Origin of the sequence: Rhizobium sp. N324, assembly GCF_001664485.1 — a bacterium.
In the GTDB taxonomy this organism is placed as follows: domain Bacteria; phylum Pseudomonadota; class Alphaproteobacteria; order Rhizobiales; family Rhizobiaceae; genus Rhizobium.
In genome coordinates, this window is record NZ_CP013634.1 from 1 (window position 1) to 25,048 (window position 25,048).

At 63.8% G+C, this 25,048-nt stretch carries 18 protein-coding genes; 6 read left to right on the forward strand and 12 right to left on the reverse strand.

Translation table 11 applies throughout. The annotated features are described in order from the left end of the window. Nucleotides 1–179 precede the first annotated feature (179 nt). Nucleotides 180–1,313 carry an RHE_PE00001 family protein gene (locus tag AMK05_RS27615; protein ID WP_064842882.1) on the forward strand — a complete coding sequence of 378 codons (1,134 nt, stop codon included), beginning with the start codon at nt 180–182 and terminating at the stop codon, nt 1,311–1,313. A gap of 142 nt (nt 1,314–1,455) precedes the next feature. Here AMK05_RS27615 and AMK05_RS27620 read toward each other — a convergent pair whose 3' ends face one another. From AMK05_RS27620 to AMK05_RS27630, 3 genes are read right to left on the reverse strand one after another with little or no spacing between them, the layout of a single operon-like run. Continuing rightward, nucleotides 1,456–2,166: a Bax inhibitor-1/YccA family protein gene (locus tag AMK05_RS27620; protein WP_049736331.1), complete on the reverse strand. Its 711-nt coding sequence runs from the start codon at nt 2,164–2,166 to the stop codon at nt 1,456–1,458. Between the two features lie 20 nt (nt 2,167–2,186). Next, nucleotides 2,187–2,954, reverse strand: coding sequence for an anti-sigma factor family protein (locus tag AMK05_RS27625; RefSeq protein ID WP_064842885.1), 768 nt, complete (start codon nt 2,952–2,954; stop codon nt 2,187–2,189). Continuing rightward, nucleotides 2,941–3,480, reverse strand: coding sequence for a sigma-70 family RNA polymerase sigma factor (locus tag AMK05_RS27630; RefSeq protein ID WP_064842887.1), 540 nt, complete (start codon nt 3,478–3,480; stop codon nt 2,941–2,943). The genes AMK05_RS27625 and AMK05_RS27630 overlap by 14 nt, the downstream gene beginning before the upstream one ends. A 155-nt stretch (nt 3,481–3,635) precedes the next feature. Between AMK05_RS27630 and AMK05_RS27635 the strand changes: the two genes are divergently transcribed. After that, the gene (locus tag AMK05_RS27635) at nt 3,636–3,917 is read left to right on the forward strand and encodes a hypothetical protein (RefSeq protein ID WP_064842889.1); all 282 of its coding nucleotides are present in this window, start codon (nt 3,636–3,638) and stop codon (nt 3,915–3,917) included. Between the two features lie 27 nt (nt 3,918–3,944). Here AMK05_RS27635 and cueR read toward each other — a convergent pair whose 3' ends face one another. The 5 genes from cueR to AMK05_RS27660 form a co-directional block, all read right to left on the reverse strand. Then, entirely contained in the window at nt 3,945–4,334 is a 390-nt protein-coding gene (gene cueR, locus AMK05_RS27640) for a Cu(I)-responsive transcriptional regulator (RefSeq protein WP_064842891.1), read from the reverse strand. A gap of 9 nt (nt 4,335–4,343) precedes the next feature. Beyond that, nucleotides 4,344–6,863: a heavy metal translocating P-type ATPase gene (locus AMK05_RS27645; RefSeq protein ID WP_064842894.1), complete on the reverse strand. Its 2,520-nt coding sequence runs from the start codon at nt 6,861–6,863 to the stop codon at nt 4,344–4,346. Nucleotides 6,864–6,984: 121 nt separating this feature from the next. Continuing rightward, the gene (gene treY / locus AMK05_RS27650; protein ID WP_064842896.1) at nt 6,985–9,594 is read right to left on the reverse strand and encodes a malto-oligosyltrehalose synthase; all 2,610 of its coding nucleotides are present in this window, start codon (nt 9,592–9,594) and stop codon (nt 6,985–6,987) included. A 162-nt stretch (nt 9,595–9,756) separates the two neighbouring features. Next, nucleotides 9,757–11,838 (reverse strand): penicillin-binding protein 1C, encoded by a 2,082-nt coding sequence (gene pbpC, locus AMK05_RS27655; protein ID WP_064842899.1) that lies wholly within the window; start codon nt 11,836–11,838, stop codon nt 9,757–9,759. Next, nucleotides 11,835–17,306 (reverse strand): alpha-2-macroglobulin family protein, encoded by a 5,472-nt coding sequence (locus tag AMK05_RS27660; protein WP_064842901.1) that lies wholly within the window; start codon nt 17,304–17,306, stop codon nt 11,835–11,837. The genes pbpC and AMK05_RS27660 overlap by 4 nt, the downstream gene beginning before the upstream one ends. Before the next feature lie 209 nt (nt 17,307–17,515). Here AMK05_RS27660 and msrA point away from each other — a divergent pair, with 209 nt between their 5' ends. Beyond that, on the forward strand, nt 17,516–18,220 hold the full coding sequence (msrA, locus tag AMK05_RS27665; protein WP_064842903.1) for a peptide-methionine (S)-S-oxide reductase MsrA: 705 nt from the start codon (nt 17,516–17,518) through the stop codon (nt 18,218–18,220). Nucleotides 18,221–18,227: 7 nt separating this feature from the next. Here msrA and AMK05_RS27670 read toward each other — a convergent pair whose 3' ends face one another. Further along, nucleotides 18,228–18,767: a L,D-transpeptidase family protein gene (locus AMK05_RS27670; protein ID WP_064842905.1), complete on the reverse strand. Its 540-nt coding sequence runs from the start codon at nt 18,765–18,767 to the stop codon at nt 18,228–18,230. Nucleotides 18,768–19,047: 280 nt separating this feature from the next. Here AMK05_RS27670 and AMK05_RS27675 point away from each other — a divergent pair, with 280 nt between their 5' ends. After that, nucleotides 19,048–19,488 carry a response regulator gene (locus AMK05_RS27675; RefSeq protein WP_064842908.1) on the forward strand — a complete coding sequence of 147 codons (441 nt, stop codon included), beginning with the start codon at nt 19,048–19,050 and terminating at the stop codon, nt 19,486–19,488. A 26-nt stretch (nt 19,489–19,514) separates the two neighbouring features. On the opposite strand, the gene AMK05_RS27680 is transcribed toward AMK05_RS27675, so the two are convergent. Beyond that, nucleotides 19,515–20,255, reverse strand: a complete 741-nt coding sequence (locus tag AMK05_RS27680) for a TetR/AcrR family transcriptional regulator (protein WP_064842911.1) — start codon at nt 20,253–20,255, stop codon at nt 19,515–19,517. A gap of 173 nt (nt 20,256–20,428) precedes the next feature. Here AMK05_RS27680 and AMK05_RS27685 point away from each other — a divergent pair, with 173 nt between their 5' ends. Then, on the forward strand, nt 20,429–21,628 hold the full coding sequence (locus tag AMK05_RS27685; RefSeq protein ID WP_064842913.1) for a multidrug effflux MFS transporter: 1,200 nt from the start codon (nt 20,429–20,431) through the stop codon (nt 21,626–21,628). A 140-nt stretch (nt 21,629–21,768) separates the two neighbouring features. Then, entirely contained in the window at nt 21,769–23,061 is a 1,293-nt protein-coding gene (locus AMK05_RS27690) for an MFS transporter (RefSeq protein WP_064842916.1), read from the forward strand. A 5-nt stretch (nt 23,062–23,066) separates the two neighbouring features. On the opposite strand, the gene AMK05_RS27695 is transcribed toward AMK05_RS27690, so the two are convergent. Further along, nucleotides 23,067–24,104 (reverse strand): LacI family DNA-binding transcriptional regulator, encoded by a 1,038-nt coding sequence (locus AMK05_RS27695; RefSeq protein WP_064842919.1) that lies wholly within the window; start codon nt 24,102–24,104, stop codon nt 23,067–23,069. Between the two features lie 526 nt (nt 24,105–24,630). Continuing rightward, nucleotides 24,631–24,951 carry a hypothetical protein gene (locus AMK05_RS27700; protein WP_064842921.1) on the reverse strand — a complete coding sequence of 107 codons (321 nt, stop codon included), beginning with the start codon at nt 24,949–24,951 and terminating at the stop codon, nt 24,631–24,633. Nucleotides 24,952–25,048: the final 97 nt, after the last annotated feature.

Sequence of the window (25,048 nt, forward strand, 5' to 3'; positions counted from 1 at the left end):
AGGGCCATGAAAAAGTTTCGCGCCAGCTGCGACCGCTACAAATTGAGCGGCGGCCCGCTCCGGCGTCGCGACCGCTTCCTTCCCTAGCCATTTGTTGAAATGCGCCGTTAACCATGTCATAGATGGCGGAAGGAAACATCTGTTTTGCTTCCATTTGTGAAAAACCGTAAAGCTTAACAATGCGCTACGATATCGACGCTGCGATGCTTCAAACTCTGCTTCCATCCTTTGCCGCGGCAGAGGATGCGCTGGCCCGGCTGGACGAACGGGTGGTGCGTTCGTCGGTCGGTGAGGGCTTTGCCGAACGCAGTCATTTCTTCGATGCTGCCGGCGCGCTGTGGGTGGCCGGCGAACTGGTGCATGTCGAGGATCTGGTTTTGCACGATGCGCATATGGATAGCCGGGCGCCGAGCCACGAGCTGACGATCGCCCATTCCGTGCTGCGGGCCCGCCGGCGCATCTGGACCGGCGAACCGGCCTGGGCGCTCGGAGCCGCGGGGCTGGCGACGCTGACGGCGACGCTCGGGGAAGGGGAGGGGACGGCGCCGGAGGTCAAGAGCCCTGCGGTTCCGCTCGAGACCGACGACGAGGGCGGGGATGAGGACGGGCCGCTCGCTGCCGAGATGGCCGAGATCGACGCGCTTCTTGCCCGTTCGCAGAAGCTCCTCGACATCCATACGGGCAAGGTGCCGGCAAGCGAGGCGCCTGTCTCTGCCCCGTCACGGCGCAATGACGATCCTCTGGGCTTGCTGGGTGACGACGAATGGGACGAGGAAAAGCGGCTTGCCGAGTGGCGCGGCCTCTTGCCATTGGCCGACAGCTTGCCGCCGGTTCTCGGCGCGATCATCCTTTTCGAAGCCTGGGAAAGGATCGAGCCATTGCGGCGCCAGCATTGGCTCGGCGGTCTTCTGGTCGCCGGACACCTGCGCGCCCGCGGCAAGGTCGCGTCGCATCTCTTTTCTTTTTACGGTGGGCTGAAGCTGGTGCGTCATGAACGTCGCCGCGCGCGCGACCGGGCGACGCGGCTGCAGGCCTTCCTGGAAGCGATGCATCTGGGGGCTGCCGCCGGCCTCAAGGAACTCGACCGGCTGTCGCTTGCCCGCACGCAGATGGAGCTGCGCTTTCGCGGCCGCCGTTCCAACAGCAGCCTGCCGGATCTTGCCGATTTCATCCTGTCGCGGCCGATGGTCTCGGCGGCGATGATCGCCCGCCATCTGCGCATTACGCCACGCGGCGCGCTGAACCTCGTCAACGAGATCGGCATTCGTGAGATCACCGGCCGCGGCCGCTACCGCGCCTGGGGCATTATCTGAAACGAAAACGGCCGGGTCGTTGACCCGGCCACTCTGGCTCTTTGTTTATCCATGTATTTAAAGTGAACACCCGATCTGCCATCCTGTCACAGACAGCAGACCGGGCGCTCTTGCGCTTCCTTTGCCCCCGGAAGCGCGATCCTTATTCCCGCTCGCCCGTGAAGTTGAGCAGAAGCTGGAAGATGTTGACGAAGTTCAGGTAGAGCGACAGAGCGCCGAAGACGGCGAGCTTCTGGTTCGATTCCTGATCGTAGTTTTCCGAATACTGTTCCTTGATGTTCTGCGTGTCGTAGGCGGTGAGGCCGACGAAGACGACGATGCCGATCACCGAGACGGCGAACTGCAGCGCCGACGAACCCAGGAAGATGTTGACGATGCTGGCGATGACAACGCCGATGAGGCCCATCATCAGGAACGAGCCCATGCGCGAGAGGTCACGCTTCGTCACATAGCCGTAGAGGCTGGTGGCGCCGAACATCGTGGCGGTGATGAAGAAGGTCCGCGCAATGCTCATCCCGGTGAAGACCAGGAAGACGGAGGCGAGCGACAGGCCCATCACGGCGCAGAAGGCCCAGAAGGTGATCTGCGCGGTGCTGGCCGACATCGTCTGGATGCGGAACGAGAAGAAGAAGACGAAGGCGAGCGGCGCCAGCATCACCACCCACTTCAGCGGCGAGCCGAAGATCGGCACGTAGAGCGCCGGCGTCGAGCCGACGACGAAGGCGACGAGGCCGGTGATAACCAGGCCGAGCGCCATGTAATTGTAGACGCGCAGCATATGCTGGCGCAGGCCCTCGTCGAAGACGGCCTGGGAGCCGGCCACGGCGCCATAGCGGGAATTGATCGGGTTCATGCTGATCTCCTCGGTTTGAACTAATAGAGCGAGCGGGCGAGCCGTTCGGCCGCCTGATCGAGATTGAGACCGCTTTCGTCGGCGATCAGCGCATAGGCGACCTCGCCGATCTGCCAATAGGCGGCTTCTGCCTTCTCAAGCGCCAGATGGCTGACGGGCTTGACCTCGAAGGCGCCCGGGCGGACGGCGAAAAGCGACAGCCGCTTTCCATCCGACTGCTCGATCGCCATTTCGACGCTGGGGCCGAATTCGGACGGGAAGATCTGCACGTCGGCGACCTTCCAATCCTGAGGCAGTTCCGGCATCACGATCGCGGTGGCGGCACGAATGTCGTCGGCGCTGTAGGTGGCCGGCGTCTGCGGCGGCATCGATTGACGCAGGGCGGCGGTCTGGTAGGCGCGGACGGCATCCTCGACATAGGCGGGTGCCGGGACCGATGCCGATACCTCGGTTGCCGAGAAAGCGCCGAAGGAATTGTGCGCCACCCAGCCGGCGGTCACCAGAATACCAACAGCGGCAATGCGCTGCATGGAATGGAAAATGCGGCCATAGGAAAGGCCCCGTTCCAGCCGGCGGGCGGCATCGCGGGTCTCGGGACGGCCGAAGGCGCTTTCGCCGGCAAGCGCCAGGCGCAACTCGCCCTTCATGCTGAGGTCGGCCATGACCTTGGCGGCAATCGCCGGGTGGCCGGAAAGATAGGATTCCACCTGGATGCGGCGGGCGACATCGAGTTCGCCATCCACATAGGCGTCGAGATCGACATCGAGGATCGGATCAATTGCCTTCATTGCCATCCCCTCCAATCAGTCTCAGATGCGAAATGCGCGGCGTCTTCTCCTCGAATTCGCGCAATTGCGCGCGGGCGCGGGAGATGCGCGACATCAGCGTGCCCACAGGAATGCCCAGCGCATTGGCGGCTTCCTGGTAGGAAAGGCCTTCGATCGCCACGAGATGCAGCGCCTCGCGCTGCTCCTCCGGCAGATCGAAAAAGGCGTCGCGCACCTGCTGCAGCCGCACGGCATGTTCCTGGCCGGCCGGCAGCGACTGTTCGGCCTCGACAGCCGCCTCGTCATGGCGGCGCGTCAGCGATCGGTTCTGGCGCAGACGGTCGATATGGGCGTTGTGCAGGATGGAGAGCAGCCAGGTGCGCAGATTGCCGCCGCTGCGGAAGCTCTTTTTCTTCTCGAGCGCCCGCACCAGCGCGTCATGCACCAGATCCTCAGCCTCGTCCGAATTGCGCACCAGCGAGCGAGCGTAGCGCCTGAGCGCTGCAAGCTGTCCGATGACGTCGAAGGGGCGGTCTTTGCGTTCCATGATTGAGTATACGCAAGCCGGGCGGATTTTATTCCCGGGGACGATAAAAAAATCATACGGGCCGACGACGCCATCGCCGCAGCGTAAATCCGCGATTGTTTATGACAACTACATGACAGATCATGACGCCGCTGATTTGAAGGGGAAAAGCAAGAATGAAGGAAAAGAAGCGGGTCTACGAAGCTCTCGTAGACGGCGCCATGGAAGGGCTGACGGATCAGGCGCTCTATGATTTCGTCAAGGCGCGTTGTCCAAACGCCACCAGCAAGAAGATCGTCCGGGCCTCGCTTCTCGCTCTCATCGATCCTCATCTCCGGGACCGCAATATTCTCGATGTGATCTACGCCCTTGCGATCAAGCATCGGCTGGATGACGGCGAAGACGGGCGGGCTCCATCCGCGCAGGCGGCCAATCAGAACATGCCGCAGCTTTCCTGACGCCGCCGCCTGCGGCTTCCGACATTCTCAGCCGCCGTCCGAAAGCCCTTCGAGGATTGGGCAGTCCGGCCTGTCGTTGCCGTGACAGGCATGCACCAGATGCTCCAGCGTGCGCCGCAGGTCCGAGAGATCTCGGATCTTGCGGTCGATCTCGGCAAGCTTGGCCTCGGCGATCTCCTTGACGTCGGCGCTCGCGCGGGCCTTGTCCTCGTAGAGCGCCAGCAATTGCCGGCACTCCTCGACCGAAAAGCCGAGACCGCGCGAGCGCTGCAGGAAGCGCAGCTTGTGAACATCGGTTGCGGCATAGTCGCGATAGCCGTTGCCGCCCCTTTCGGGACGGATGAGGCCGATATCCTCGTAGTAGCGGATGGTCTTCGAAGGCAGGCCTGAACGCTCAGATGCTTCGCCGATATTCATCGTCACCTCCTATAATTTTGCAAAGCGCAGTCTCAGCGCATTTGCAATCACCGAGACGGACGAGAGGCTCATCGCCGCCGCCGCGATCATCGGCGACAGCAGCAGCCCGAAGATCGGATAGAGCACGCCGGCTGCGACCGGCACGCCGAGCGCATTATAGCCGAAGGCGAAGCCGAGATTCTGGCGGATGTTGCGCATTGTCGCCTCCGCCAGCCGCCGCGCCCTGACGATGCCGGTGAGATCGCCCTTCACTAGGGTGATGCCGGCGCTTTCCATCGCAACGTCGGCGCCGGTGCCCATGGCGATGCCGACATCGGCGGCGGCGAGCGCCGGTGCGTCATTGACGCCGTCTCCGGCCATGGCGATGACGGCGCCCTTGGCGCGCAGTTCGTCGATCAGTGCGCTTTTGCCCTCCGGCAGCATGTCGGCGCGAACCTCGTCGATCCCCAGGCTTTTTGCCACCGCCCGCGCCGTCCGCTCATTGTCGCCCGTCGCCATGATGATCTTGAGACCGCTATCGTGCAGCGCCTTGATGGCGGCTTCCGTCGTCGGCTTGATCCGGTCGGCAACGGCGACGAGGCCGGCAAGCGCGCCGTCGACCACCACGAACATCACCGTTTTGCCCTCGCCGCGCAGGGCTTCGGTCCTCTGAGCCAGCGCCGAAGGATCGACGCCGAGATCGGCAAGCATCGCCGCATTGCCGAGCGCCACCATCGTGCCACCCGCAAGACCCTGAACACCCTTGCCGGTCTTTGCCTCGAAACCGGTGACCTCGACGAACGCGACATCGCGCTCTTCGGCGCCGGAAACGATCGCTTCGGCCAGCGGATGTTCGGAGCCGCGCTCCAGGCTTGCCGCCAGCGACAGCAGCCGGTTTTCCTCGGTTCCACCGAAGGCGACGACGTCGGTAAGCTTCGGCTTTCCCTCGGTCAGCGTACCTGTTTTGTCGACGATCAGCGTATCGACCTTGGAAAAGCGCTCCAGCGCTTCGGCGTCCTTGATCAGCACGCCTTCGCCAGCGCCACGCCCCGTCGCGATCATGATCGACATCGGCGTCGCAAGCCCGAGCGCGCAGGGGCAGGCGATGATCAGAACGGCGACGGCGGCAAGCAACGCATTGGCGAGGCTCGGTTCCGGGCCGACCGCTGCCCAAACGATGAAGGCAAGGATGGCCGTGGCGACGACCGCCGGCACGAAGAAGGCCGACACCCGGTCGACCGCACCCTGGATCGGCGCCCGCGAACGCTGCGCCTTGGCGACCATGTCGACGATGCGCGATAGCACCGTGTCGGCGCCTACCTTCTCGGCCGACATGACGAGGGAGCCGTTCTTGTTGATGGTGCCGCCGGTCAGTGCGTCGCCCTTCGATTTCTCCACCGGCAAGGGCTCGCCCGATATCATCGATTCGTCGACGGTTGACTGGCCCTCGAGGACGGAGCCGTCCACCGGAACCCGCTCGCCGGGGCGCACGCGCAGCCGGTCGCCGGTCTGGATCTCGTCCACCGGCACATCTAGCTCGCTGCCATCGGCATCGATGCGCCGCGCCGTCTTCGGCGCGAGGTCGAGCAGAGCGCGGATCGCCGAGCCGGTGCGTTCGCGCGCCTTCAATTCCAGCACCTGGCCGACGAAGACCAGGGCGACGATGACGGCGGCGGCCTCGAAATAGACCGGCACGGCTGCGCCATGGCCGCGGAAACTCATCGGGAAGATGCCGGGCGTAAGCGTGGCGACGAGACTGTAGAGATAAGCGGTGCCGACGCCGAGACCGATCAGCGTCCACATGTTCGGGCTGCGGTTGACGAGGGAGGCCCAGGCGCGGCGGAAAAACGGCAGCGCCGCCCACAGCACCACCGGCGTTGCCAGCAGCAGTTCGATATAGGTCGTCTGTGGCTCGCCGATCATCTCCCGCAAAGGCAGGCCGAGCATCGGTCCCATGCCGAGAGCGAGCAGCGGCAGGGCCAGGATGGCGCTGACCCAAAGCCGTCTGGTGAAGTCGACAAGTTCCGGGTTGGGGCCTTCATCGGCCGGCGGAATACCCATCGGCTCCAGCGCCATGCCGCATTTCGGGCAGTCGCCAGGCCGGTCGCTGACGACCTCCGGATGCATCGGGCAGGTATAGAGCGTACCCTTCGGCGCCGGCTTTGCCGCCGGGCGTTGGCCGTCGCGATAGGCCGAAGGATCGGCTTCGAATTTCGTCTGGCAGCCGGCCGAGCAGAAGTAGAATTTCTCGCCCTCGACCTTCACGAAATGTTTTGCCGTCGCGCGGTCGACGGCCATGCCGCAGACAGGGTCCTTCGCCGTCAGATAGTCCTGCGGCGCGGCGGCAAATTTCGTCCGGCAGCCCTCGGAGCAGAAATGATAGAGACGGCCGGCGTGATCGAGCGATGGCTTGCCGACCTCCGGATCAACGGTCATGCCGCAGACCGGATCGCGGGTTATGACGCCGGCAGTCTTTTCCGGGCCCTGGCCGCAACAGCTGTGATCGCCATTATGGGCGTGGTCGTGATGATGATCGTGTTTGATATTCATGACTATCTCCGATGCCCGAAGGGCAGTTGGAGAGGCTTATCCACCTTCCAGCAACTGGAAGGTCAAGCGCTAATTTTGGCGAGGCCGATTTTTCGAAGGCAACCGCGCTGTTGCCCGATCCTCAGATCGGGCTGATCAACCCGACCGGCTGGCTGCCGAGCAGGGCGGCGACCGCAATGCTGCCGCCGGGTTCGATCGTCTTGCCGGTCACGAGATCCGCCTTCAGCCCGTGAAGAGGGGAGGGGACGGCGATCGCCGTATCCTCCCAGAATTCCGGGCCGGCAAAGAGCACGCCGGGGTCGAGCCAGCCGAACATCAGGCGGGGCGCGGCGACGATGGCAAAATTATCCCTGTGCACCCGGGCAAACGCCAGCACGTGTTCGCGCCGGCTGCCCGTCACCTTCAGCGGCAGATAGTCGCCTTTGGCAAAGAGCGCCGGTTGCCGCTGGCGCAGCTGCAGGCCGATCGCGATGATCCGCTGTTTCAATGCCGCCGCCTGCAGCCTGGCGATCGGCCCGGCTTCAGCAAGCCAGGCCGCCAGCCGCGCATGATCGACCGGCCGGCGGTTGTCGGGATCGACGAGGCTGAAATCGAAACCCTCGGAGCCTTGATAGATGTCGGGAATGCCGGGCGCCGTCAGCTTGAGCAGCGTCTGCGACAGGCTGTTGAGGTAACCCGCGGCGATGAAAGGCTGCAGCACCCTTTCGAAATCCTCGAGGAAGGCATCATTTTCGGGTGAAACCAGCGCCGCCGCGTAAGCCGTCACCGCGTCTTCATAGGCGGCATCCTGCTCGATCCAGCCGGTGTGGAGTTTCGCCTCGCGTACCGCCTTGACGGCATAATCGATCAGGCGCTCGCGAAGGTCTTGCGTCTGCCCCCTATCGAAATCCTCCGGCCAGGCGCCGGCCAGTGCCTGATACAGCATCCATTCGACATTCGGCTCCGGTGCCGCACCATCCGGCAGCTCCGTCAGCCATGGTCGGTTCAGCTCACGCCAGCGCGCCACCGCCTGCACGAAAACATCCGCACCCTCGCTCAAGGCATAGAGCCTAGCGCGCGCATCCTCGCCACGTTTGGTGTCGTGGGTGGCGCTGGCCGAAAGCCCGTGTGGCTGCAGCCGCGCCCGTTCGGCCATGCGGCGATGGAATCCCTCCGGGCCATCCGGCGTCTTGCCGGGTTCGCCGCCGACTTCGTTTGCGGCAAGTAGCCTGTTATAGCGGTAGAACAGCGTATCCTCAGTCGCTTTCGCCATCACAGGCCCGCTCAATTGCTGGAAGCGGATCCGAAATTCGTGGGCCGCATGCCCGTCGACCTTGCCTTCGAGAAGCCGCAGCACATGGTCGAGGGCGCGCCGGTCATCGAGCCGGGCCATGGCTTGCAATGCGGTCGCGGCAAGGACGGCTGAATCCTGCCAGGCGAGCGGCCCGCCATCGCCATAGGTACGATAGACGGGACAGGCGATCAGCAGTTCGGCAAGCGCCGCGGCGATCTCGTTCTTATCGATGTCGGGAAAGATGCCCGCCGCGATCGACACCAGCCTGCCGGTTTCGCCGGCGAAATTACGCTCGACCATCAGCCGCTTGGCGAGCCGCCGGCCCTCGTCGAGATCGCCGATCTCGCCGGCGAGGCTGCGATAGGCATCGTCCAATCTGCGCAGGCCGCCGCCATCGATAAAGAGTTCGCTGAGCGCCGCAGTGAACTCATATCCCGTGGTGCCCGAAACCGGCCAGCTCTCCGGCAGCACTTCGCCGGGTCCGAGGATCTTTTCCACGACGATATAGGTGTCCGGCCCAACCGCATCCCTCAGCCGGTCGAGATAGGCCTTGGGTTCGGCAAGCCCGTCGACATGGTCGATGCGCAGGCCCTGCACCTTGCCGTGGCGCACCAGCTCGATCGTCAGCCGGTGCATGTCCTCGAACACGGAAGGATTTTCGACGCGGGTTCCCACAAGGCCGGTGACCTCGAAGAAGCGGCGATAGCTCAGATGCCGCGCCGCCTCCTTCCAATAGGTGAGCCGCCAATGCTGTCCCTCATGCAGGCTGTTGAGGAAATCGCGATCGGCCGAGATATCCTCGAGCTTTTGCCGGAGCACGGCGCGATCACCGCCTTCGAAGAGGATGTCGCGCATGGCGCGGGCGAAGTCCTCGCCTGACGTGACGGCTGCGGCCTCGGCCATTCTCGTCGCCACCGGATCGTCGAGCTGGTTTGCGATCGCGCCGTAACTGCGGGGATTGAGCGGCAGCAGCGTTTCGAAATAGCCGAAGGCGAAATCGCCATGGGTTTCGTCGAGCACGATCCGCAGCTCGCCGGCAGCAAGCGCGCGATCGAAATCCTGGCCGAGCTGCGGCAGGGTCAGCGGCTCGCTCCAGTCGATGTCGAAGTGGCCGGCATAGGCGCTTTGCCGGCCGAACGTCAGGACGTCTCGCCACCAGCCGTTTTGCGGCGAAGCGGCCATGTGGTTCGGCACGATGTCCAAGATCAGTCCCATGCCCGCGGCGGCAAGGCTTTCCGTCAGCCGCTCGAACCCCGCCCGGCCGCCGAGCGCCGGGTCGATGTCGTTGGCATCGGTGACGTCATAGCCGTGAGTCGAACCGCTGACTGCGGTGAAGATCGGCGAGGCATAGAGATGGCTGATGCCGAGCCTCTTGAGATAGGGAACGAGGCCGCAGGCGCGATCGAAAGTCATGCCGTTGCGGAATTGTATCCGGTAGGTCGCGGTCGGAAGTGTCATGAGGCCGTCTGACGTTGGAGGGAGCCTCTACCCAACGGTTGTATCAGGGGTTTGGTTCCCTTACAGCGCCGCGCGTCTTGTGAGACGCGCAAAGGACGCTGTAACATTGTTGAATCTACGCATCGTGCTTTCCGAAAAGCGATTCCGATTTTCGGGCCGATGCTAGTCGATGAAAACGCCCACACTGGCGGCGCGTCCAGCCGAGTCGATAACGGTCAGTTTCGAGTAGCCGCCGCCATCCGGCAGCCACTGCTGCGTGCGCCGGCGCGAGAGATCGGGCAGTGGCTTGCCGTTGGCAAGCCAGCGGAAGGGCGCGCGGCCGCCCTGCAGCTTCAGCATCAGCGGCGACAGATCGCCGGCGCCGGCGCCGAGATCGATATGGGCGCCCTCGGGCGGATAGACGATCTGGGGCGCGGGCTCCCGGCCGGAGGCGACAAGCAGGCCGCTGGCATTCAACGCAAACCGCCGCTGGCTGATCGGCAGCTCGGACTGGGCGATGCGCACGGCGCCGGCGGGCGGGCGGGGCAGCGGCGTCGTGGCAATGCCCGATTTGGCGAAGCCTTCGAACAGGATGGGGGCGGCGGTACCATAGCCGGTCAATCCCGGCACGGCGCTGTTATCCGGCCGCCCGACCCAGACACCGAGCACATAACGCCCGTCATAGCCGACCGACCAGGCGTCGCGATAGCCGTAGCTCGTGCCGGTCTTGTAGGCGATGCCGCGCTGCGGCGCGCCGGCGGGAGGGATGACGCCGGAGAGAATATCGGCGACGTTCCAGACCGCGACCGGCTCCAGCAGCGGTTCACCGTCGAGCTTGCCAGGTGTGCCGGTGATGCCATCGCCGAGCCTTGCCGGCTGACCGCGATTGGCGAGCGCCGTATAGAGCTGCACCAGATCCTTGAGCGTGAGCCCGACGCCGCCGAGACCGATCGCCAGTCCCGGTGTCTCGTTCGGCGGCAAAGCCGGACGCACCTCGGCGCGGCGGAAGCGCACCAGCAGCCGCGACGGGCCGACGGCGTCGAGCAGTTTGACGGCCGGCACATTCAAGGAGAGCTGCAAGGCTTCGCGCACGGTGACGTCGCCCTGATAGCTCATGTCGAAATTGCGCGGCCGGTAGCCGAAGAAATCGGCCGGCCGGTCCTCGATGATCGTCTCCTGAGAAACGAGGCCCTGTTCGAAGGCGAGCCCGTAGATAAAGGGCTTCAGCGTCGAGCCGGGCGAGCGGTTGACGCGGGTCATATCGATCCAGCCGGAGCGGCTGGCGTCGAAATAATCGGCCGATCCGACCTCGCCGACGATGGCGCCGGTCTGGGCATCGGCCATCACCATGGCGAGCGAAAGCTTCGGCCCGAGTTTCATCGCCGCGGCCCGGGCGACGGCCTCCAGCCCCTGCTGCACCTGCTTTTTCAGTGTCGTCTGGTGCTTCAGGACATCCGGCTGCTTGCGCAGCGCGGCTTCGGCGACATGGGCGGCGAGCGCCGGCAATTGCATGCGTCGCATCGGGACAGCGACAGCCTCCGCCCGCTCGGCTTCGCCCTCGCCGACGGCCTCGGCCACAGCGGCCCGGTCGAGCACGCGCTTGCGCGCCTCTTTCGCCGCCTGGAGATTGCGGTCCGGCCGGCGCCGTTCCGGCAATTGCGGCAGAGCGACGAGCAGGGCGGCTTCGGCGACGGTCAGGCGGCGCGGCTCCTTGCCGAAATAGGCAAGGCTTGCGGCCCGCACACCTTCCACATTGCCGCCATAGGGGGCGTGGGTGAGATAGAGGTCGAGGATCTGCTCCTTCGACAGCCGCCGCTCGATCTGCACGGCGCGCGCCAGCTGCAGCAGTTTTGCCGAAAGCGAGCGCCCCGCGCGCGGCTCGATCAGCCGCGCCACCTGCATCGACAGCGTCGAGGCGCCGGAGACGATGCGGCCGTTGCGGATGAATTGCGTGGCGGCCCGCCCGAGCGCCCAGGCATCGACGCCGCCGTGATCGTAGAAACGCTGATCCTCATAGGCGATCAGCATACGCAGGAATTGCGGATCGACGTCGGCAACTCCAGTCTTCAGCCGCCAGCGGCCTTCCGAGGTCGCAAAGGCGCGCAGCAATTGCCCATCGGCATCGAGCACCTCGGCGGACACCACATCCGCTTTGTCGAGCGGCGGTGGGAAAGCCTTGTCGGCGGCGTCGAGCGCAAAAAGAGCCGCGCCGGCAAGAAGAATGCCGGCGGCGGACCCGATCGCAAACTTGCGCCACAGCCTCATTGTTGTGCCGCTACGACCTCCATCTTGCCGGTCGCGGTGCGGGCCGAAAGCTCCGGACGGTACATGTCCTCGACGCTTGCGGCCGGATGGTCGTAGGTGCCGGGAGTGACGGCGCGCACGACATAGGCGACATTGAATTCGCGGTTGTCGCCCGCCGCGCGGTTGAAGGCGGCGACGAAACGATCGTAGCGGAATTCGGTATGGGCGGTGGAGATCTCGCCGATCCAGTCGAAATTCGTCATCTGGGCGCTGTCGACGAGGTTCGGATTGTCGATCTCGAAGCCGGCCGGCAGCAGGTCGGTAATGACGATGCGCGACGGCCAGTCATTGCTTTCGCGCACATGGATGACGACGACGTAGCGTTCGTTCTGCTTGGCCTCACTGACATTCGCCTCTTCGCCGTCGAGCGTGTAATAGCTGCGCTCGATGAGGAAGCCGTCGCCGCCGGCCGGCAGCGGCACGGTCGGAGCGGCAACGGTGGTGACAATGGCCGAGACCGTGTCGTTCGTCTGGTTGGTCAGCGTCAGCGGATGGTCGGCGAGCGCATCGCCGGTCATGCGGGCCATATAGGCGCCGGTATGGGCCGCGCCGTTGACGTCGACCTTCAACCCGTCATCGCCGCCCTGAATGGCGCGTGCGGCAAGCAGCATCCAGGCTTCTTCCTGGGTGCTCTTGTATTTGCTGCGGCCCCATTCCTTGGCGACGGCCTTGGCGAGATCGGGGACGACGGGCGGCACCGGCCGGCTTTCGGCGGCGAGCGCCAGGATCGCCGCGCCATCGCGCAGGATCGTGCCGTAATCGGTACGGGACAGGTTCACGCGCGATACCATCGATTGCTGCGACATCTGCAGCGCGTCGAGGAAGATGTTCTTCGAACGCTGGGCATCGCCGTAGAGCGCCAGTGCTGCCGCGATATGCGCCTTGGCAAGCGGCGTCGGGAAGTCGTTGATCATCGTATCGGCGTAATAACGCAGATCGCTGATCGCCGCCTTCTTGTTGCGGGCAAGGACATAGATGGCATAGGCGATCTGGTCGCCCTGGCCCTTGATGTCGGTGGTGTAGGAGAGGGTGTTCTGCAGGTTTTCGAGCGCCTGCACGAAGGCCCTTTCCGGCACGTCGTATTTCATTTCGCGAGCCCGCGTCAGGAAATCGGTGACGTAGGAATCCAGCCAGACGTCGCCCGAATCCGGTCCCCAGAGACCGAAGCTGCCGGCCGAGGCCTGGTAGGAGAGCACGCGGTAGATCGCATCCTGCACACGCTTGTGCACGTCGTCGTCGTTTGCGATGCCGGCCTGCTTCGCCACTTCGGCGAGGTAGAGCAGCGGCAGCGCCCGGCTGGTGGTCTGCTCTGCGCAGCCGAACGGATAACGGTCGAGCGTCATCAGCAGTGCCGGAATATCGAAGGCGGCCGAACGGGTGACGTTGACGCTGATGGCAGCACCCGGCAGCACGCTGTCGGCGAGCAGGTTCTTGTCGACGGTAAGCTTTGCCCCGGGCTTCAGCGCCAGCACCCTGCGTTCGGTGATCGGCAGGGATGACGGGCGCACCGGCACGTCGACGGTCTGGTCGAGCGACAGGCCGGAAGCATCCGAGAGGTTGATCGAGACGCTGCCGGCGCCCGGCTGTTTGCCGATGAGCGACAGCGTCAGCTCGGATTTCGCCCCGGCTTCGAGGCGGATCGTCTGCGCAGCGGAGGCCTGTTCGATGCCGACCGCGTCGTTACCGGTCAGCTGCAGCTTGTAATCGCCGGCCGGCGCATCGGTGTTGGCGATGTCGAGGCGCAGATTGGCCTTGTCGCCGGGGGCGAGGAATTTCGGCAGGCTGGCGGTGACGACGACCGGATCGCGGATGATGACATCCTTGACGCCGTGGCCGACACCGGATTTCGACCATGCCACAGCCATGACGCGGGCCGTGCCGTTGAATTGCGGAATGTCGAAGGAGACGTTGGCCTTGCCTTCGGCGTCGAGCTTCACCGGACCGGAGAAGAAGGCGACGAGCTTCTGTGTCGGCGGGCTCGACTGCAGCGCAATGGCGCCGCCGTCGCCGCCGGTCCTGAGCTTGCCGGTCGCACCCAGCGAGCCGTCGATCAGGCGGCCGTAAAGGTCGCGGATTTCAAGGCCGAGCTGGCGCTGGCCGAAATACCAATCCTCAGGGTTCGGCGGTTCGTAGCGCGTCAGGTTGAGAATGCCGACATCGACGGCGGCAACCGTGACATAGGCATCCTCATTGGCGCCGGCACCGGCCACCTGCAGGCCGATGTTCAACGGCCCGCGCGGCAGCATTTTTTCCGGCGTGTCGAGCTTGACCTGCAGCGCCCGCTGCTCGGGATCGACCTTCAGCCACTTGACGCCGATCGAGCGCATCGGCATGTGGCTGTCCTGGGCGTCGCCGGGACGGAAGAGCGTGGCTGTGACATAAGCGCCGGCGCCCCAGTCCGCGGTGACGGGGATGTCGAGCTCGCCGCCGGTCTCGCCGATCGTGGCGTTCTGCACCGCGACCAGCTTTTCGGTTCCGGCCGTTACCATCAGCTCGCCGCCATAACGCGAGGTGACTTTCAGCTTGGCGGTGTCGCCGACCTTGTAGCTGTCCTTGTCGAGGGCGATTTCCAGCCCGTCCGGTGTTTCGGTCGAGGTCGAGGTCACGAACCAGCCGGCGTCGAATTCGACGCTGGAGGTCGGGCCGTCGGCATCCGGGCTTTCCACCTCGAGGCGATAGCGGCCCCAGGTGACAGGCACGGAGATTTTGCCGCCGTCGGTGGTCGCGTCGACGCTGCCGTTGGCAATCTGCTCGGCGGTATAGACCGGCTCGTATTTCCACGCCGTTCCCTCGCGATACCACTGGTATTGGCGGTTGAGGCTGTAGAATTTCCAGCGCAGGCCCTTGGTCTCCTGCTTCTCGCCGTCGGCGTTGACGCCGATCACCGTGAAATTGGCGATCGAATTCTCCGGCAGCTCGTCGGAAAACTCCGGCTTGATGCCGATCGAAGCGCGCTCATTCTTCACCGGAAGGGTCAGCGAGCGCTCGATGGCGCGGCCGCCGGCTTCCTGCATGCTGATATAGACGGTGGCGTTGAGCAGCTGTGTCGTTGCCGGCAGCTCGCCGATGGTGAGATCGGTCGAGGCTTGCCCGTTTTCGTCGAGTTCCGGCAGGCCTTCGATCGGCAGGCGCGAATCCTCGCTCGCCTCCTCGTCGGCCAGTCCGAAGAGGAAGCCCTTATAGGCGGCGCTCTCGCGCGTCGGCTTGACGACGACATTGCCCTCGAGCGTCAGGCCGGCGGCCGGGGCGCCATAGAGATACTTGCCGGAAACATTGATCGTCGCCGGCATATCCGCGCCGATTTCCTTGGCGTCGGTCTTGATTTCCATGTCGGTGCGATCCGGCACGAAATCGTCGACCAGGAAACTCTTGCTGGCGATCGCGCTGCCCTTGGGATCGGTATAGATGTTCATCGTCCAGGTGCCGCGCATGGCGTTTTCCTGGGTCGGGAAATCGACGCTGTAACCGCCGAGATTGCTGGTCTGGCTGACGATCCGCCGGTCCTCGACCCCGTCGGGGCGGCTGAAGATGAAGGTGAGCGGCAGGTTCTCGATGGCGTTGCCGTCGGTGTCGCGGGCTAGCGACTGCGCATGCACCGTCTCGCCGGCCCGGTAGATGCCGCGTTCGGTGAAAGTCAGAACGTCGATCGCGCCGGGTGCGGCACGGCCGGTAACGCCGCGGTCGGAGAGGTCGAAGCCGGCCCGGGTCATGTCGAGGAAGACATAATCCGAGGAGCCGTTCTTAGCGGCGATGACGGCCGGCGTCAGCGCCGCCGTGCCGCGAATCAGCCCGGCGGTGAAGGTGGCGCGGCCGTCTTCGTCTGTCGTCGCGGTGCCGAGCACTTCATTGTTCTTGGCGAGCAGCTGCAGCTCGACGCCTGCAATCGGCTTGGCCGAGGCGAGCGAGCGGGTGAAGACGTTGAGCCCGTCGGTGCCGGCATAGGTGGTGATGCCGATATCGGAGACGAGGAACCATTGCGTCGCCTGCGAATCCCACTCCTGCGCCGGGCCGTTCGGCGCCGTTGCCGTCATGACGTAGATGCCGGGTTTGCGCTCCGGCAGCGCCTCGTCGACCGGGAAGCTGGTGACGATGTCCTTGTTAAGTTCGTTGGCGATGTCGATCGAGCCCTGCCAGACGAGCTCGCCGTTCTGATCCTGGATGTTCTGGGCGCTGTAGCCGTCGAGCTGGCTGAGGAACTGCGAATTGGTCAACAGCGGCGCGATGGCGCGATCGCCGATGCGGTAGAGTTTGAGGTTGGCAGAAGCCAGGTTGACCGAGACGATCGGGATGCCGCGACGCGCCGTCGAGGGCAGCACGAAGCTATCGCCGGTGAAGCGCACCATCTGGCTGCGGTCCTTGATATAGACGTCGATGCTGACAGGCGCTTCGAGCGTCTCGTCGACGGATGACGGCAGGCCAGTGCGGAAGGCGATCTTGTAGGTCTCGCCATGCGTCAGACCCTCGACGCAGATCTGCTTGTCCTTGGTTTCCAGCGCCTTGGGGGCGGCGCCGTTCAGCGTCACGAAGGGCGTATAATCGGTGGTCTTGACGAGCGCTTCGGAGAAGGTGACGCAGGCGCGCGGCGTGGCGCTGTCGGCATCGACGGTGTGCTCGGTGATGCGGAAACCCTGCGTCGCTTTCAGCTGCACATAGGCGGTCTGCACCTCGTCGGAGGCAACCAGCGCCAGGCTCGCCTTGTAGGCATAGAGCGCCGGGCGGTAATTGGCGTTTCGTTCCAGCGCGGTGGCGAGCACGGACAGCGCCTCGGCGCGCTTGGCCTTGGTGCGGGTCAGCTCGTAGCCGTTCAGCGCGTCGAGCACGGCCTGGCCGGTGACGCTGCTTTCGGTGCTGCCGTAGGAAATGGCCGCACGTGCGGTTTCGAGCCAGAGATCGGCATCGCCGGGGGTGATCGACAGCGCGCCGTGGAAGGCTGTCAGCGCGTCCGTCAGATTGTTGGCGGTCATGTCGAGACGAGCATTGGCCGTCAGGCTGTCGACGCCTTGGCCCTGCTGGCCGTCGGTCAGCGCGAGATTATCCTTGAAGTCGTGGGCCTGCTGGATGAGGTCGTTGGACAGGAAGGTCAGGCGCGGCGCGGCGCCGAGATCCGGCTCCTTCTGCGCGGATGTCTCGACGATCTTGCCGGCGATGGCGCCGGGGAAGGCGTTCATCGTCTTGAAATCGGATTTCAGGAAACACCATTTCACCTTGGGATTGTAGGTGAAGGCCTTGCAGCTCTTGTCGCCGATGCAGGAGGTCTTGCACTGATCGAGCGAGACGTTCTGCTCGGTGCGGAGATCGAAGCCGAAGAAATCGGCGTCCTTGATCGTCTGAATATCGCGCTTGGTTTCCGCAGCGGCTGCGGGAAAACTGACGGCGATCATGGAAAAAAATGCGATTGTCGCGAAAGCAAAGAACGAGCGCACGGACATAGGTTCCCCCCAAGGATACAGGCGATGCAGGCTCTGACCGGCGGGCACTCTCGTCACTCTACGCGAGATTGTCAACTCGACTCGCGCGCTGTTTCGTCTTCGCACAGAAGCTTTCGTCCGGCTGTCACATCGGCGTGAGTGACCAGCTTGTGATTTGCGGCTTTTGCAAGGATGCGCAAGGATTTGGGCAATCGCTGGAGGTAGCGCCCATGTTCACGTCTTGCCGCCGCAGGAGCCTCGCCGCACTGCTGGCCGCCACTATTTTCTCAATCTGCGCGGGTGCCGCCGGCGCGGCCGAAGATGCCGTCGTCATCCCGCCGCCGGATGTCGACGAAGCGGGCGGCTCCGGCACCGAGACCGCCATTTTCGCCGGCGGCTGTTTCTGGGGCGTCCAGGGCGTCTTCCAGCATGTGAAGGGCGTCAAGAGCGCCGTCTCCGGTTATGCCGGCGGTGAGGCCAAAACGGCGCAGTACGAAACCGTCAGCACCGGTGCGACAGGGCATGCCGAATCCGTCGAGGTGAAATTCGATCCCAAAGAGGTCAGTTACGGCAGGCTGCTGCAGATCTTCTTCTCGGTGGCCCACAACCCGATGCAGCTGAATTTCCAGGGGCCGGATCAGGGCACGCAATATCGTTCGGCACTGTTCGTCACCGGTCCGGAGCAGCGCAAAATCGCCGAGCGCTATATCGGCCAGCTCGACAAGGCGCATGTCTTCGCCCAGCCGATCGTCACCAAAGTGTCCGACGCCGCCGGCTTCTATCCGGCCGAGGCCTATCATCAGGATTTCCTGACGCTCAATCCGACCTATCCCTATATCGTCTACAACGACCTGCCGAAAATCGAGAATCTGAAGTCGCTCTTCCCGGCCGACTATCGCAGCCAGCCGGTTCTCGTCAGGAAGGCCAAGGGGTGATTGCCCGTCAGGGCATGATGTCGATCGGCGTATGATCGGGGACGCGGGCCCAGATATCGCGCATCTCGGCGTTGGTGACGGCAATGCAGCCATCCGTCCAATCCCACAGCCGATGGACTTGCTGGAGCAGGCCCCAGCCATTGGGAAGCCCGTGGATCATGATATTGCCGCCGGGCGGAAAGCCGTTGGATTCGGCGTTGCGCCGGTCGTCCGGGCTCGGATAGGAAATGTGCAGGCTGAGATGCGCCATGGACTTGGGATTGCGCCAGTCGATTTCATAATGCCCTTCCGGCGTTTTTTCGTCGCCTTCCCGTTGCTTGGGGCCTGCATCGGCAGCCTGCCCCAGGGAAATCCGATAGGTCGAGATCGGAACATCCCCTTTGAGAAGGACCATGCGGCGTTGGGACTTATAAACGCGGATGAGGTCGGCCTGCTGCGCGAGCGGCGCGTCCGCAGGCGGTGAGCCCGAGCCGATCCTGGCCATCAATTTGGTATAGGCGAACAGGCTGACGACCACCATAGCCAGGACGACAAGTTTGGTTTTCAACGGGAGCCCCGATCTTCAAGCCAGTGGAATAACCATATCGTGTCATCGCGCTTTCATCCAGAAGGTGCGCGATGGAGATTGGACACAATTTAGCACCGATTTTGCTTTGCCGGCTTTCTCATTAGGAATTTATCAACGTTAACAATATCTTAATTCCAGAAAATCACGTTCCACCGCGGAACATATCGTCAAGTTGCCCGTTACGACCAGGAGTTTCGCGCAGGGACACTGCCGGAGCGGATCCCTCTTTCGAAGTATGGCGTAAACAAGGGGACGTATCATGGCCACCAATGTCGTGCGGCGCTGGCAACGAGATGATCTCATGAGACAGAGAGTATTGATCGTCGAAGATGAATTCCTGATCGCCCTGGATCTGGGGGCGACGGTGGAAGACATGGGCATGCAGGTGGCAGGCCTTGCGAGCGATCGCGAACAGGCGCTGCGGCTGGCGCCGCTTGCCGATATCGCCTTCGTCGACGTCAATCTGGCCGACGGCCCGACCGGGCCCGAGATCGGCCGGCGGCTGGCTAGAGAATACGGCATTGCGGTGGTCTTCATGACCGGCAATCCCGAGGTCGTCGCCGATGGTGTCAAGGGCGCGGTCGGCGTGGTGCAGAAGCCGGTCATGCCGTCTGTCGTCCAGCAGCTGGTGAATTATCTTGCCGCGCGCCGCGTCGGCATGTTCGCGGTCGTGCCCTCGCAGATGACGGTCTTTGCCTGACGGCAAGGGCCTGACTGCGAAGCTGGTCAGCGTGATATGGCTGCAAGCTGCGGTGCACGGCCGGCACCATCGGCCCCCGGCCTACCATAAGCCTTGAGAAAGGTGCGGACGGCGTTGCGCGCCGCCTTCTCAAGCTCTTCGTCGGTTGGCGTACCTCCGAAAAGCGTCATCATTTGCAGGTCGGCATTGGCGAGCGCCACGAACTGCCGGGCGGCGACGTCGAAATCGTCGATGACGAGCGCGCCGGTATGAGCAAGCCGCGCGAGAAGCGCGGACAGGGCGGTGGTCAGCTTGCCCGGGCCCTGCTGGCGCCAGCTTTCGAAGAGGTGCGGATAGCGCTCGCCCTCGGTCTGCACCAGCTTGCGCAGGAATTTTCCGTCGTGATTGCAGATGCAGTTCTTGTTGAGGCGCACGGCAAAGGCCGTCAGCCCGTCCTCCAGATTGTCGGCCTTCTCGGGGAAGCTCGACAGCACCGAGAAGAGCATGGCATTGGCGCGGTTCATGACGTCCTCGACGACGGCGACGAACAGCGTCTCTTTTTCGCGGTAGTGATTGTAGATAGTCTGGCGCGAGACGCAGGCGACCGCGGCGATCTCGTCGATGCTGGCGCCGGCAAAACCCTGGCGGCAGAAGACGTCGGCGGCGGCATCGAGGATCGACATGCGCTTGGCGCATTGCCCACGCTGCGTATGCCCTCCCATCCGGATTGCCGGTGTCATGCGATCTTTCATGGAAACGAGGATAAGGCGTCTTGACGTTTTAGACAATGGCGTCTAATTTTACATCAGTGTCCAAATTTGTTGACACGCCTGGTTCCGCTGAAGATATGAGCTCCCAACTTCGTCTTCGCGCGCGAACAATCATCATCGAACCCTTAAGAGCAATGCGGCGGAACGACGATCCAACGCTTCCGCTCGCGCTTTTGTGAAAGATCACCATTATGACGGCTCCCTTCTTTCGCATCGCCCTCATTCTCGGCCTTCTATCGGCCATCGGGCCTTTCGCCATCGACATGTATCTGCCCGCGCTGCCATCCATCGGCCAGGATCTGCATGCCGATAACAACGTCACCCAGCTGACCCTTCTCGCCTTCTTCATTTCCTTTGCGCTCGCCCAGCTCGTCTACGGGCCGCTGTCGGATATGTGGGGCCGCAAGCTGCCGCTCTATCTCGGCATCGGCGTCTTCGCTGTCGCCTCGATCGGCTGTGCGCTTTCGACCGACATCGAAACGCTGATCGCCTTCCGTTTCGTCCAGGGCATCGGCGGTGCAGCCGGCATGGTCATCCCGCGCGCCATCGTCCGCGACATGCATACCGGCGTGCAGGCCGCGCGCCTGATGTCGCTGCTGATGCTGGTCTTCTCGATCTCGCCGATCCTGGCGCCGCTGACCGGCAGCGCCGTCATCGAATTCTACGGGTGGCGCGGCGTGTTCTGGGCGGTGATGATCGCCGCTTTCATCGGCCTCGTCCTGCTCGCCACCCAGCTCGAGGAAACCCGGCCGGCCAAGGAGCGTAGCGGCAGCGGCCTGAAAAGCGCCATGGCGGCCTACCGGCTGCTGCTTGCCGACCGCAATTTCCTGACACTGACCTTCATCGGCGGTCTCGGCATTTCGAGCTTCCTCGTCTATCTCGCCAACTCGCCCTTCGTGCTGATCCAGCATTACGGGCTGACGCCGACGCAATACAGCTTCGCCTTCTCGATCAATGCCGTCTCCTTCTTCGCGGTGTCGCAGGCGACCGGCTGGCTCGGCGAACGGTTCGGTCTGGTGCGCGTCATGCGCATTGCCGTCAGCGCCTTCGCGCTGGCGATGGTGGCCATGGCGGTGGTGATGGCCTCAGGCTTCAACCAGCTGCCCGTCTTGGCGAGCTTCCTGTTCATCGGCTACGGCTTTCTTGGCCTCGTCATCCCGACGAGCGCGGTGCTCGCCCTTGAGGATCACGGCGCCATCGCCGGCACCGCCTCGTCGCTGATGGGCACGCTGCATTTCGTCATCGCCGCCGTCGCCATGGTGATCTCGAGCCTGTTCTTCGACGGCACCGCCGCTCCGATGGCCGCCGGCATCGCCGTCTGCGCCTTCGCGGCCTTCGTGCTGACCCAGGCAACGATCGGCCGCCGTGCCGCCGTCGCAGCTGCCGAATAGTCAAACACCGGCCGCACCCGAACCCCGGGTGCGGCCACCAATCTGGGTTGCGGCACCAGAGAAAATACCTCGCGCAATTGAATATTGACGGGCGGCGCTATCTACGTTCCGACGTAGCATAGTCATTCCGGAGAATACGCATGGTTGATGAGAAGCGGCTGATCTCGAAAATCACCTGGAAGCTGATGCCGTTTCTCGGCGTCCTTTATCTCATCGCCTATATCGACCGGCAGAATGTCAGCTTCGCCAAGCTGCAGATGGTCGACGCGCTCGGGATGAGCGAATATGCCTATGGCCTTGGCGCCTCGCTGTTCTTCATCGGCTATTTTCTCTTCGAGGTGCCGAGCAACCTGTTCCTCGAAAGACTCGGCGCCCGCGTCTGGTTCGCCCGCATCCTGGTCTCCTGGGGCATCGTCACTGTTGCGCTCGCCTTCACCCAGAACGCCACGATGTTCTATATCCTGCGCTTCCTGCTCGGGGTGTGCGAGGCCGGCTTCTTTCCGGGCGTGCTCTATCTGCTGACGCTGTGGTTTCCCGCCGCCTATCGCGGCAGGATGGTCGGGTTGTTCATGATCTTCAGCGCCATCGCCAATGCCGTCGGCGCGCCGCTCGGCGGTCTGCTGCTCGATCTCGATGGCCTTTACGGTTTTGCCGGCTGGGAATGGGTGTTCCTGGCGACCGGCATTCCGGCCGTCCTCGCCGGTATCGTCACCTTCTTTTATCTTCCCGGCCGGCCGGAGAATGCGAGCTTCCTGAGCGGCGAGGAAAAGGCCTGGCTCGAACGCCGGCTCGCCTCGGAAAATGCCGGCATGGGCGAAAATGCCGGAGATGGTTTCAAGGCGCTCATCGACCCGCGTGTGCTGCTGATGGCGCTTTGCTATGTCGCCTTTCCGCTGTCGGCCTACGGGCTCAGCTACTGGCTGCCGACCATCGTCAAGGCCTTCGGCGTCACCAACACGGTCAATGGATTTCTCAACGTCATTCCCTGGCTGCTCGTGGCGGTGGCGCTTTATGTCGTGCCCGCCATGGCCGACAAGGCGCAATCGAAGACGCCCTATATCGTCATTCCCGCCTTCATCGGCGCCGCCTGCCTGCTGCTTTCGGCGCTGATCCCGAACCACGCCCTGCAATTCGCCTTCCTCTGCGTTGCCGCGGCCGGCATCTTCGCGCCGCAACCGGTGTTCTGGAGCCTGCCTTCGCGTTTCCTGAAGGGCGCGGGGGCGGCCGCCGGCCTTGCCGCCATCAATTCGGTCGGAAATCTCGGCGGCTTCGTCGCCCAGAACGTCGTGCCCTGGATCAAGGATGAGAGCGGCAGCACGATCGCGCCGATGTTCTTCCTGGCGGCCTGCCTTGCCGCCGGCGCCCTCCTGGTCTTCTTCGTCACGCGTCAGCTGTCGAGCCGGGAGCCTCCGGTGGCGCCGAGCCGGGTCTGAGGGCTTCAGCCGGTCAGCGTGAAAGCGTCGCTTTCGCCGGGAACGAGTTCCAGCGGCCAGATCCGGTTGCGGGCGCCCTGCGGATAGTGCTCGGCATAGGCCGGCATGCTGGCGAGCAGGGTTTCGCCGAGCTGGGCGCCGAGATCGCGCAGCGACATGCGGAAGGAGGTCAGCGACGGCTGCAGGAAATGGGTGCGCGGCTCCTCGCGGAAGCCGACGACGGCAAGGTCGCGGCCGGGAACGATGCCGGCTTCGGCCAGCCGGCGGTAAAGCCCGATCGCCATCAGTTCATGGATCAGGATGATCGCGGTCGGCCGCTCGTCGATCATCAGCAGTTCGTGGCCGGCCTGATAGCCGCCCTGTTCGCTCGACTTGACCCGGATGACCAGCGCCGGGTCGAAGGCAAGGCCGTGGCGCTGCAGCGCCTGGCGGTAACTGTCGAGGAAGATATAGCCGAGGTTGATATCGGAGGAGGGGGCGGCCACCGCGATCCGCCGATGGCCCTTGGCGACCAGCCGGTCGACGCCGCGCGCCGCCACGCCCTCGAAATCGAGATCCATCCAGGTATAGCTGCCGCCCGACGCGCTGCGGCCGAGCGCCACGAAGGGGATGCGGGCCTTTTCCAGAAGCTCGATGCGCCGGTCGGTGCGCCGCGTCGCCGAGATGATCAGCGCGTCGACCAGGCGGCGCGCCACCATGCGCTTCAGATATTCGTGCGGATCCTCGTCGTCAGGGCAGGGCAGCATGACCAGATCGAGCTTGTGGCGGGAAAAAACGCTCTGCAGCCCGTCGGTGACGCCGAGGAAAAAGTCGTCGCTGTTTTCGACCGTCTCGCGGCTCACTTCCAGCATCAGCCCGATGACGTTGGTCATGCCCTGGCGCAGGCTGCGGCCCGACTGGTTGGCGACGTATCCGAGTTCTTCGGCGGCGGCGAGCACGCGCCGGCGCGTTTCGTCATTGACGTCGGGCTTGCCGTTCAGCGCTCGGGACACGGTGCCGATCGAAATGTCGAGATGCTCGGCGAGCTGGCGAATTCCCTTCATCTCTGGCGATCTTCCTCCCTTTGCGGCGCCTGGTGTCATGACCCTTCTTGCCACAGGACGACGCCTGCGAAAAGCCATGGGAGGGGAGGTTACGGCTGGAAGCTTCGGCAGATGATGGGCTCGCAAGCCGGCGTTCCACCAGTGCGACGGCGCGTTGGGCGGCTCTCAGCTGTTGCTAGTCTCCGACAGTTGCATGACAGATGCGGGCAGGCGGAAATTTTTGCGAAAGTACTGTTGTTGTGATGACCGACCGATTCGTGCCAAAGGCTGCCCCTCACCCTAACCCTCTCCCCGTTCTGACGGGGAGAGGGGACGTGCCCCGCGAGACGTTGGCGAGGGACGGAGAGGTCGCGGCTTGGTCCCTTCGCCCCGTTTACGGGAAGAAGGTGGCGGCAGCCGGATGAGGGGCGGCTCTTCAGGCCGGCATGCCGTTGATATGAACTAAAAAAACCGAGGCTGCGCAACACAGCCTCGGCTCAGGGTCGAGCGGCACTGACGAATTCAGCACCACTTCAAAACTTCAGGTCTACTCGCAGACCCGCACGGTTTCGGCGTGGTAGCCGCCGTCATAGCGGTTGCGGACGTCGCGGTCCTCATACCAGCATCTCGGCTGCTCGACATAGCGCGGGCTCTCCACATAACGCGGGCCTTCATCGACGTAGCGAGGGCCGCCGCCATTGACGAGTGCGCCGCCGATCAGGCCGCCGACGACGCCTGCGGCAACGCCGCCGGCGATGATGCGGCCGGTATTGTCGTGATGGCGATGGTGGTCGCGTGCGGCAGCAGGTTGAATAGCCGATCCAACAAGGGCCGTCGCGATCAACAGGCTGCTGATGATTCTTTTCATAATTTTCTCCTCAGTGGCATTCGCACTCCGGATAAAAGAGAAATGCGGCAGCAAATCGTTGGTTCGTTCAATCTTTGCAACATGCGTTAACGCATGT

Coding starts and splice junctions, on each gene's coding strand:
- AMK05_RS27615 (WP_064842882.1), top strand. CDS start 180: ATGCGCTACGATATCGACGCTGCGATGCTTCAAACTCTGCTTCCATCC.
- AMK05_RS27620 (WP_049736331.1), bottom strand. CDS start 2,166: ATGAACCCGATCAATTCCCGCTATGGCGCCGTGGCCGGCTCCCAGGCC.
- AMK05_RS27625 (WP_064842885.1), bottom strand. CDS start 2,954: ATGAAGGCAATTGATCCGATCCTCGATGTCGATCTCGACGCCTATGTG.
- AMK05_RS27630 (WP_064842887.1), bottom strand. CDS start 3,480: ATGGAACGCAAAGACCGCCCCTTCGACGTCATCGGACAGCTTGCAGCG.
- AMK05_RS27635 (WP_064842889.1), top strand. CDS start 3,636: ATGAAGGAAAAGAAGCGGGTCTACGAAGCTCTCGTAGACGGCGCCATG.
- cueR (WP_064842891.1), bottom strand. CDS start 4,334: ATGAATATCGGCGAAGCATCTGAGCGTTCAGGCCTGCCTTCGAAGACC.
- AMK05_RS27645 (WP_064842894.1), bottom strand. CDS start 6,863: ATGAATATCAAACACGATCATCATCACGACCACGCCCATAATGGCGAT.
- treY (WP_064842896.1), bottom strand. CDS start 9,594: ATGACACTTCCGACCGCGACCTACCGGATACAATTCCGCAACGGCATG.
- pbpC (WP_064842899.1), bottom strand. CDS start 11,838: ATGAGGCTGTGGCGCAAGTTTGCGATCGGGTCCGCCGCCGGCATTCTT.
- AMK05_RS27660 (WP_064842901.1), bottom strand. CDS start 17,306: ATGTCCGTGCGCTCGTTCTTTGCTTTCGCGACAATCGCATTTTTTTCC.
- msrA (WP_064842903.1), top strand. CDS start 17,516: ATGTTCACGTCTTGCCGCCGCAGGAGCCTCGCCGCACTGCTGGCCGCC.
- AMK05_RS27675 (WP_064842908.1), top strand. CDS start 19,048: ATGGCCACCAATGTCGTGCGGCGCTGGCAACGAGATGATCTCATGAGA.
- AMK05_RS27685 (WP_064842913.1), top strand. CDS start 20,429: ATGACGGCTCCCTTCTTTCGCATCGCCCTCATTCTCGGCCTTCTATCG.
- AMK05_RS27690 (WP_064842916.1), top strand. CDS start 21,769: ATGGTTGATGAGAAGCGGCTGATCTCGAAAATCACCTGGAAGCTGATG.
- AMK05_RS27695 (WP_064842919.1), bottom strand. CDS start 24,104: ATGAAGGGAATTCGCCAGCTCGCCGAGCATCTCGACATTTCGATCGGC.
- AMK05_RS27700 (WP_064842921.1), bottom strand. CDS start 24,951: ATGAAAAGAATCATCAGCAGCCTGTTGATCGCGACGGCCCTTGTTGGA.